The sequence below is a fragment of the Leptotrichia sp. genome (genome assembly GCF_057270615.1).
In genome coordinates, this window is record NZ_DBHIXN010000066.1 from 1 (window position 1) to 8,762 (window position 8,762).

The window sequence follows — 8,762 nt, forward strand, 5'->3', positions numbered from 1 at the left end:
ACTTATAGAAAAATATGTAAACTTTCTCAGGACTTGGCAATGATAACAAATCAGATTGACGAGCTTTCTGGAATGACGTTTGAAGTTGAAAATTTACTAGACCAAATTGAAAATTAAATAGAAATATAAAATCACAGTCATTAATTTGATTGTGATTTTTTTGTTACAAAAAATAAAATTAAAATATATAAGGAGATAAGAATGGATTTAGAAAGAAAATATACAGAAGAAGAAACAGAAGCGATTAATATGTCAAGAGAAATGGCAGGATTAGGGCCGTTAGAGCAAGAAGAAAAGGCGGTTGAAACAGTAAATGATACAGAATTAGAATCTGTTGAGGCTCAAATGATTGCTGAAACAGCTGAAGATATAAAGCAAAGAAGGAACGAAAATGAAAGAAGAAGAATAAAACAGCAAGGTGGCTTAAGACCAAAACAGATATTTAAACATACTTTGATTGATTGGGATGGAAAAGCAAAAGATGTTTTTTGTGAATATCCAACAACTAAGCAAGCGATAAAATATTCAAAAATGGATTTTGATCCAGTGACTGGTAAAGGAATACTTTCTTTTGCTGATGTAGTTGATGACTTTTATAGGGACGAATTACTTCGCAAATTTGATATAGAAGATTTTCCGTCAAGTGAAATAGTAGAGTTAGGAATATTTTTATCGGAAGTGGTAAGAAATCCCTTCCTTAAATAGAAATCCAGCATTTTTTCATGAAGGGAAAATATATTTTAATAAAGATGAAATGCTAAAAGATATAACTGAAATTGAAAATTTAGCATTTCAGTTAGAAATAAATGAGAATTTTAAAAGTTTTAATTCTTTTGTTTTTTTAAAAAGATATAACGAAAATAAAATCTCTGAAAAAGAGTTTGAAACTTTTTTGAAAATGTGTTTTTATGATACAGAAATCCAAAAAGCAAAAGAAAGAGAACGGAAAAAGATAAAGAAAGGAAGATAAATGGCTAGTGGAGTAGGAGTTACTTATGAGTTAGAGTTTGTTATTAAAGATAAAAACGCAAAGCAATGGATACAATCAATGCAAAAAGAAGCTGAAAAACTAGCTAAAACATTAGACAAGGTTAGTTTAAATAATTTTAACAAGCAAATACAAAATATGCAAAAGCATTTGCAATCACAAGGGGATAAACTCAAATCTCAAATGAAAATGGCTCAGGATATGATGAAAACTCTTGGGACTGGTAAAACTGTAAAAAGTGGATTGGATAACGTAAAAAAAGAAACACAAGAAGCTAAAAAGAAAATGGATGATTTGAATAAAGCTAAAGAAGCAGTTGGAAAATCAGTTAAAAATCCTCTTGGAAATGTTGCAAAAGGTGCTGATAGTGCTATGAAAAGAGTCAAGGGGCTTTTAAATAAAGTTCGTGATGGAGCATTGTACAAAGCAGGAAGTTTTATTACACAGGCTGGAATGGAAGCGTTGCAGGAATACGGACAGACTGATTATGAGTTGCGTGGGGCTTCTGCCAAAACAGGTGGGTATGGAACTGACTTAAAAGAGTACAGGAAACTTGCAAAGCAAGTTGGTGGAGCAACCAAATTTAATAATCTGGATGTTGCACAAGCTATAAACGCAGGGGCAACTTTAGGAATTAAAAAAGATGAAATGAAACAAATAATCCCAGCAGCTGCAAATTTAGCGCAAGCGTTTAATTCAGACATAACACCAGCTCTTGAAATGGTTAAAATGCACATGAACTCTTATCAATTATCTGCGAAAGAGGCCCAAAAAGTTACTGATATGATAGCTGTTACATCAAAAAATACAGCGGCTGATTTGCCTAGATTGGCAGAAGGATTTAAGTATGTTGGAGCGTCTGGGAAAGCATTAGGAGTTCCAATGGAAACTGTTTATGCGATGTTAGGTAAAATGAATGACAACGGATTAACAGGGTCAACAGCAGGTACTGGATTAAATCAAATGTTTGAAAGTTTGAAAGATTTTAAAAAACGTGGAAAACTTGAAGATTTAATTGGTAAGGTTACAGATGAAAAAGGTAATCTACAAGATATGGTTTCGATCGTTGAAAGATTAAAAGGTGTAACTGACAAAATGGGTAACGCGGATAAAGCTGGAGTATTAAAAGCTATATTCGGAGTGCAAGGAGGTAGAGCCGCTAATACACTATTGAATGGAAGTATAGAAGACTTGAAAAAACTTCAAAACGAGATAAAAAATAGTAGTGGAGCAGCTGAAAAATTAAGTAAGTTTATGATGCAAGGAAGTGCAGGAGCGGTTGAAACTTTAATGGGAACAATGTCAAGCACGTTTGCAGCGGTATTTGACTCATTAGAGCCTTTATTAGTTCCAGTTGCAGGACTGTTTATGGGAATTGCTGAAGCAATAGGAATGGTTGCTGAAAAAGCCCCTTGGTTATTACAATTAGTTTCTGTTTTAGGAGCTTTGGTTGTTGGAGAATTAGTTTTTCAGAAGTTGAAAGCAAGTATTGAACCGTTTATCATAGGAATAAAGGAAGCAATTGCGAAAGCAAATTCATTTAAATTAGTTCTATATGGATTACTGGCAGTTGGATTAGTTGTGATATTTAACCTGTTTAAGCGATGGCAGGATTATTTGCAGGAAAATGAAGCAGTCAGTAAAGAGTGGGAAGGTGTGTTATTAAATTTAACCTATGCCCTAAGTGCTTTAGGCGATGTAATAATGTCAATTCTAGGTGCTTTATTTGGATTTAATACAAGGCAACAGGATGCAGCGGATAAAACTAAATTTATGGGAATGACTGCCGAAGAAGTTGCAAGGAAATTAAAAGATTTTCAAAAAAACATTTTTGATTTAACTGTAAAGCTTCAAGAAATGAGAAGATGGGTAGAAGAAAATAAAGAAAAAATAAGATTATTTGGAACAGTATTTTTAGTTTTAGCTTCAGGAGTTGTAATTTTATGGGCTTTGGTTGCGGCACAATCTGCTTTCAATGCGGTAGCGGCGTTGAATCCATATGTTTTAATTGCAGCGGCTATAATCGCAGCAATAATAGCAGTGGTAGCGGCTGTTAAATATTTTTGGGATACAAATGAAGGTTTTAGAAATGCGATGATGTCTATTTGGAACACAATTAGTCAATGTTGGGCTCTTGTAGGATTTATTTTCGGTGGACTTGTTGGTGCAATAATCGGCGGATTAATGCAATTATGGGTTCAAAATGAAACGTTTAGAGAAATCGTAACTACAGTATGGAATTTTATAGCAACAGTATTCCAATTAGCTTGGTCTATAATTGGTGGAATAATAATGGCAATTGTTAATGGAGTTATGACGCTAGTTAATGCAATAGTAAATCTTTATAATACAAACTCAACTTTCCATGCTATTGTATCAGCAGCTTGGAGTGCAATAGGTGCATTGATTCCTGCTGTAATTGGAATGATAGTTGGAGGCCCAGTTGGAATGTTTATAAGTGCATTAGTAAGTTTGTATACCCACAATCAAACTGCAAGAAATTTAATAAATGCAGCATGGAATGCAATCAAAGCAGCTGTATCATCAGCAATATCAGCTATAATAAGTAGGATCCAATCCGCCATATCTGCCATGCAAGGGTTAATAAATGCTTTCCAATCAGCTAGTAAATTAGATTGGGGCGGAATAAAAGCTGGTGGAGCACAATTTGTAGGAGGAGTTAAAGGGATTGTCACAGGTAAACACGCAGTAGGAACTAATAATTTTCAAGCACAAGGTGGTGGGGGAATGACTACTATCGATGAGCATGGAGATGAAGCTATTTGGTTGCCAAACGGCTCAATGGTTGCAAGAAACACAACAACTAACGATATGTTAAACAATTTAAAATCTATTAAAGCTAATACTCGTGGTGGACTGAAAGACAGTGGAACAGTTGTTACAAATAATAATCATTTTGTATTTAATGTTAGTGGAAATGATGAAACACTAAACGAATTAAAAAATGAACTTGAAAAATTAGGAATAGTTTAGGAGGTATAGAATGCAAGTATTAGATTTTTTAAAAAAAGCAATTGCAGGATTTGAAGCACAAAAAGATAGACTTGAAAAAATGTATTTAAAATATTTTGGCATAAAACCTAATGGATTTTTAGGCACTATACCTCTTTTAGTAATTTCGACCGATTATAGTCAAGATAATGAAATAACAGGCTACAAATCGTATTTAAAAGATAATTTTAATGAAAATATGTTTGTGAATCCATATACATTAAAAATTGAGGTAATTTTACACGGTAAAGAATGGAAAGATGAACTCGAGAAATTAGTTAAAGAATCAAAAAAAAGAAATTATACAACATTTATGTATACTAAATTTGATAAGGTTTATGCTCCACTTGCAATAACTAGTGTCAGTTACTCGGAAAATTATCAAAATTATACTAGTATAAAAGTTTCGATAAATTTAAAAGAAGTAAACTTGTTAAAATTTACTACAACTGACGGAAAGACTACAACGAGTGCTTATGATCCAGAGACTAATACCCAAAATCGAGAAATGTCTGAAGTTTCGATGAGTGAATCAATGAAAGGTGGACTTGGAGATGATCCTAGAACAGGAGATATTAAAGCATGAGAAAATTATATAGTTTTGATATTTTATATAAGAAAAATAAAAAAAGTAGTTACAGAATTTTATTAGACGATGGAGAAAAAACGTTGTTGGTTACATTGGAAATTTACAATATAAAAGAACTTTGGTATTTAGATGTAAAGACAGATAACGAAAACTTACATATGGGCCAAAGAATTAATGCATACGAAGATTTGTTCTTATTGTGCAGAAGACGATATAAAGAATTTCCAAATGTTAAAATGATAGCTTTGCCAATCAATTTGAATGGCTTTGATGTTGAGTTTACAACAGAGACAGCTGGAATATTACAGGATATTATGGTGGTGGTTTAATGGCTGAGAACATAGGAAATACACAAAATAACGAAGTAAATGATAATTATTATATTTTGTGGGACAGATATGCAAAAGTAACTTTTAAAGTAAAAAATGGAGATGAAACAGAGGAAATTGAATTTGAAAGATTTCAAGTTGAAAATGGAGTTGATTATTCACCAGATTTCGAGATACAAACTGAATTTGATATAACAGAAAGCACTAATATTGCTAAAATAGTTATTTATAATTTAACAGATGAAATGATTAAAAAAATAAAAAAAGGTGTTGAAGTAGTTATTGAAGCTGGGTATTGGAATGATGGAGTAAATAAAGATATTGGTGTTATCTATAAAGGGATTATCGAGAGTTTGAAAGGAAGTTGGAGCAACGCTGATAAGAAATTTGAGATAACTTGTAATACTTATAATGATGAATACAAGGACACAAAAATAAATCTTAAAACTGGAAAAGGGACAAAAGCTAGTACAATAATAAAATTAATTTTATTAAAATTGGATAAATTAAAAGCCGGGACAATAGAGCTTGGTAAGGATATTGATTATAAAGATGGAAAAACAATGCATAACAACGTAAAACACATCTTTAAAGAAATAGCAAAAGATACTAAAAGTGTTTTTTTTATAACAAATGGAGTTGTCACTTTTCAACCACGAGATAAGATAAATAGAGGTATTTTAGAATTTGATCCGAATCGATTTCAAGATGTAAAAGAAAATGACGGTACTTATACATTGAAAAGTATATTTGATCATAGATTTCAAGAAGGTTTTAAGATTAATTTAGATTTAAAAAAGGAATTCGAGCAACTTGAAATTAAAGGAGAGTATCTTATCACAAAAGGTAAGCACGTTATTAATTTTAAAAGTGATGCATACACAGAGTTAGAAATAAAAACTAAATTTGATGATGAAGAAACTAAAAAAGCTAACGAAATCGAAATTGTTTCTGGAAAAAAAGGGAAAAATGAGAAAGCATCTAAAAATAAAAAGAAAAAAGCAAAAGAAAAAGACGATAAAAAGAGTAAGAAAAATGAAAAAAATACTAAAAAAACAAGCAAAAAAGAAAACGAGGTTAAAAAATCTAATAACACAGAAACTAAAAAAACTGCCAAAAAAACTACTACAAAAAGTAGCGGAAATAAAAAAGAAAAAGACTGGGATAGAATAGTGAAAACATATGGAGTAGGAGGTAAAAAGTGAGAAAAAAAACAGTAGGAGATCATATAGAATCAATGATAAGTGGAAGATTTGATAATTTGAATACTTTTGCAATAGCTAAAATTGTTGAAGTAGATAACTCTAACATGAGATGTAGTATACAAATGTTAGATATTCCTGAACTTTTTGGCACGCGTGATGAAGTTGAAATAATTGAAAATGTTCCAATTGCTCCGATTTTTTGGAGTAGAAGATGTAAAATAAATGCTCCGTTGTCTGCAAATGATAAAGTTTTAGTGGCATTTTGCCAGCATGATACATTCAATGCTCGTAACGCTTCTGAACCTTGTGAGCCAAACTCCAGTGCTAAGTTTGATATAAATAACGCTATTGTAGTTGGGCAGATAACGAGTGATGCAGAAAAGAATATATCTAACAACTTCTATATTGCTTATAGCGGAACACTTGTAACAATAAATGAAAGTGGAGTTAGTATAAAAGGCGGTTCTATAAATATAAACGGAGCAGTGAGCATTAAAGGAGATTTGGAAGTGAGTGGAGATGCTATGATTGGTGGAAAATCATTTTTAACTCATACTAATGGCGGAATGCCGTTGGATTAGGATATAAATAAGGACAATGGCAATTGAATAATGACTGTGAAACTAAAATATTTGTTTTTTAAGTTTGGGATAGTGGTATAATTAAAATCATTCTTTAATTTCTCTTAGAAATAGTGTATAATATACAAAAAAATTTAGGAGGAATTAAGATGACAAAAAGAGAAAAAGTGCTATCAAGCATTATTGGACTTCTTTTGGTAATTGTGGCAATAGTAGGTTACAAGGCTTATGATTACAGAAAAAATTTACTTGAGAAAAAGAAAATTATTGTGCAGAAGGATAAAATTTTTTTAGAAGGGACGAAACTTTCTTATGAAGCATACATGAGGCTTTCTTTAGTTGATATAATGAGAACTTATGCAGTAAGACATCCGTTAGGTATTTCTGAGGTTGAATTTCAAACAGCTCTAAGAAAAGCAGGAGAAATTGAGAATAAATACAGTGTATATTTAGAAAAACAAGGGTTTAAAAATTATAAACTTACTAATTTGATAAATGAGGAAAGGAAAGATTTTCTTCAAGTTGATGATAAAATAAAAAGTTATCAGGAAATTCTTGGAAAAGAAGATGAGAAAAATAATAATAAGAAATAAAAATTTTAAAAAAAGTTCTTGACTTTGTAAGATACTTATGATATTATATTAGTATCTTACAAAAGAGAGGTAATTTTTAATGGAAAAAAGGAAAGCAAGAGTTATATTCCATAAAGCAGGAAATGGTAAATCTGCAAAAATAACTATACCAATTCCGTGGCTTAGAGAAATGGAAGTTACAGAAGAAAAGAGAGAAGTGGAGTTGATTTTTGATAAAGAAAATAAAAAAATAGAAATCAAATAAAAATTCCCTCTCTCGTAAGAAAAAGGGAATATCTAGTATTTAACTAGTACTTAACCAATACTATTATACTATATATTCTCTTAAAAAACAAATATTTTAGGAGGAAAATTTATGACACTTAGACAAGAGCTAGGATTTGAAATTACAGAAAGTTTACTGGATGAACACAACCACAAGTTAAAATCAGCAAAAAAGGTGGTATTTAATTTATTAGAGGAAATGTATGAGATGTTGTCTAAAGAAAATTTGGATAAATTAATGGATTTGGAAGATGCTTTGGGTGAATATCATCAAATAATCAAAAGAGAATACTATGAGGCTGGTTCAAACATAGACGCATTAGTTCAAAGAAACTGTGAAAAGGAAGTTGCTGAAAAAGTGGCAAGAATTGAAAGAAAAAATATAGTATAATGGAGGATAAAAGAATGTACGATTTAAAAGTTATAAATGATGAAAGATTTCAAATATTCAGTAAAGAAAATTTAGGAAGTGTAAGAACAATATTTGTTAATAATCAAGTATGGTTTTGTATAAAAGATGTTTGCGACATATTAGAATTAAAAAATCCTACGGCAGTTGCACAAAGATTGGACGAAGATGAACGGGCTAAGTTTAACTTAGGGCGTCAAGGAGAAACTAACTTCACAAACGAAAGTGGATTATATACTCTGATATTACGAAGTGATAAAAAAGAAGCTAAACCATTTAGAAAATGGATAACATCAGAAGTTATTCCAGCAATCAGAAAAACAGGAAAATATGAAGAGAAGAAAAAACCTCTTACACAGGCTGAATTAATTTTACAGCAGGCACAATGGATGGTAGAAGCTGAAAGCAGAATCAATAATATTGAGAACAATGTAATTGGACTCGCAGATACTGTTGAAAATAATGACAAGAGCATAAAAAGGTTGGAAAACAATCAAAGAAGAACAGTAACAAGCAACCATTTGACAGTAATAGCCTATGCCAACATAAAAGGAATAAAGCCAAAATCATACCACGCACCTTCTATAGGAAAGAAAGCGACTAAGATATGCAGGGAAAAAGATTTATTAATAGGAACAACGGTTGACAGCCGATACGGACTAATAAATACTTATCCTGTAGAAGTTCTGGATGAAATATTTTTTGAATAGTAGTAGAAAGTTTGCTATATCAAATTGAAAATTAAATAGAAACATAAAATCACAGTCATTAATTTGATTGTGATTTTTTTGT

At 31.2% G+C, this 8,762-nt stretch carries 11 protein-coding genes; all 11 read left to right on the top strand.

The annotated features are described in order from the left end of the window. Positions 1-201: 201 nt before the first annotated feature. The 11 genes from ACO409_RS09370 to ACO409_RS09420 all read left to right on the top strand — a co-directional run bounded on the left by ACO409_RS09370 (position 202) and on the right by ACO409_RS09420 (position 8,680). Positions 202-705 carry a hypothetical protein gene (locus ACO409_RS09370; protein ID WP_485556662.1) on the top strand — a complete coding sequence of 168 codons (504 nt, stop codon included), beginning with the start codon at positions 202-204 and terminating at the stop codon, positions 703-705. A gap of 49 nt (positions 706-754) precedes the next feature. After that, a complete protein-coding gene (locus ACO409_RS09375; RefSeq protein WP_068157257.1) occupies positions 755-970 on the top strand; it encodes a hypothetical protein in 216 nt (71 codons plus the stop codon). Then, entirely contained in the window at positions 971-3,982 is a 3,012-nt protein-coding gene (locus ACO409_RS09380) for a phage tail tape measure protein (protein ID WP_485556665.1), read from the top strand. A gap of 10 nt (positions 3,983-3,992) precedes the next feature. Beyond that, complete coding sequence (locus ACO409_RS09385) at positions 3,993-4,586, top strand: phage baseplate protein (protein ID WP_147004623.1); 594 nt, start codon at positions 3,993-3,995, stop codon at positions 4,584-4,586. Continuing rightward, on the top strand, positions 4,583-4,918 hold the full coding sequence (locus ACO409_RS09390; protein WP_060918211.1) for a hypothetical protein: 336 nt from the start codon (positions 4,583-4,585) through the stop codon (positions 4,916-4,918). The genes ACO409_RS09385 and ACO409_RS09390 overlap by 4 nt, the downstream gene beginning before the upstream one ends. Then, positions 4,918-6,123, top strand: coding sequence for a hypothetical protein (locus ACO409_RS09395; protein WP_485556668.1), 1,206 nt, complete (start codon positions 4,918-4,920; stop codon positions 6,121-6,123). The genes ACO409_RS09390 and ACO409_RS09395 overlap by 1 nt, the downstream gene beginning before the upstream one ends. Next, on the top strand, positions 6,120-6,704 hold the full coding sequence (locus ACO409_RS09400) for a hypothetical protein (RefSeq protein WP_485556670.1): 585 nt from the start codon (positions 6,120-6,122) through the stop codon (positions 6,702-6,704). The genes ACO409_RS09395 and ACO409_RS09400 overlap by 4 nt, the downstream gene beginning before the upstream one ends. Positions 6,705-6,853: 149 nt before the next feature. Beyond that, a complete protein-coding gene (locus ACO409_RS09405) occupies positions 6,854-7,297 on the top strand; it encodes a hypothetical protein (protein WP_485556672.1) in 444 nt (147 codons plus the stop codon). A 79-nt stretch (positions 7,298-7,376) separates the two neighbouring features. After that, a complete protein-coding gene (locus ACO409_RS09410) occupies positions 7,377-7,541 on the top strand; it encodes an AbrB/MazE/SpoVT family DNA-binding domain-containing protein (protein WP_485556674.1) in 165 nt (54 codons plus the stop codon). 111 nt (positions 7,542-7,652) lie between these two features. Then, positions 7,653-7,952: a hypothetical protein gene (locus ACO409_RS09415; protein WP_485556676.1), complete on the top strand. Its 300-nt coding sequence runs from the start codon at positions 7,653-7,655 to the stop codon at positions 7,950-7,952. A 14-nt stretch (positions 7,953-7,966) separates the two neighbouring features. Beyond that, positions 7,967-8,680 carry a BRO-N domain-containing protein gene (locus ACO409_RS09420; RefSeq protein WP_485556678.1) on the top strand — a complete coding sequence of 238 codons (714 nt, stop codon included), beginning with the start codon at positions 7,967-7,969 and terminating at the stop codon, positions 8,678-8,680. Positions 8,681-8,762: the final 82 nt, after the last annotated feature.

What these genes read in the sequence shown, in the direction of transcription:
- ACO409_RS09375 (WP_068157257.1), top strand. Translation starts at nt 755, where the DNA reads ATGCTAAAAGATATAACTGAAATTGAAAATTTAGCATTTCAGTTAGAA.
- ACO409_RS09370 (WP_485556662.1), top strand. Translation starts at nt 202, where the DNA reads ATGGATTTAGAAAGAAAATATACAGAAGAAGAAACAGAAGCGATTAAT.
- ACO409_RS09390 (WP_060918211.1), top strand. Translation starts at nt 4,583, where the DNA reads ATGAGAAAATTATATAGTTTTGATATTTTATATAAGAAAAATAAAAAA.
- ACO409_RS09415 (WP_485556676.1), top strand. Translation starts at nt 7,653, where the DNA reads ATGACACTTAGACAAGAGCTAGGATTTGAAATTACAGAAAGTTTACTG.
- ACO409_RS09405 (WP_485556672.1), top strand. Translation starts at nt 6,854, where the DNA reads ATGACAAAAAGAGAAAAAGTGCTATCAAGCATTATTGGACTTCTTTTG.
- ACO409_RS09395 (WP_485556668.1), top strand. Translation starts at nt 4,918, where the DNA reads ATGGCTGAGAACATAGGAAATACACAAAATAACGAAGTAAATGATAAT.
- ACO409_RS09410 (WP_485556674.1), top strand. Translation starts at nt 7,377, where the DNA reads ATGGAAAAAAGGAAAGCAAGAGTTATATTCCATAAAGCAGGAAATGGT.
- ACO409_RS09380 (WP_485556665.1), top strand. Translation starts at nt 971, where the DNA reads ATGGCTAGTGGAGTAGGAGTTACTTATGAGTTAGAGTTTGTTATTAAA.
- ACO409_RS09420 (WP_485556678.1), top strand. Translation starts at nt 7,967, where the DNA reads ATGTACGATTTAAAAGTTATAAATGATGAAAGATTTCAAATATTCAGT.
- ACO409_RS09385 (WP_147004623.1), top strand. Translation starts at nt 3,993, where the DNA reads ATGCAAGTATTAGATTTTTTAAAAAAAGCAATTGCAGGATTTGAAGCA.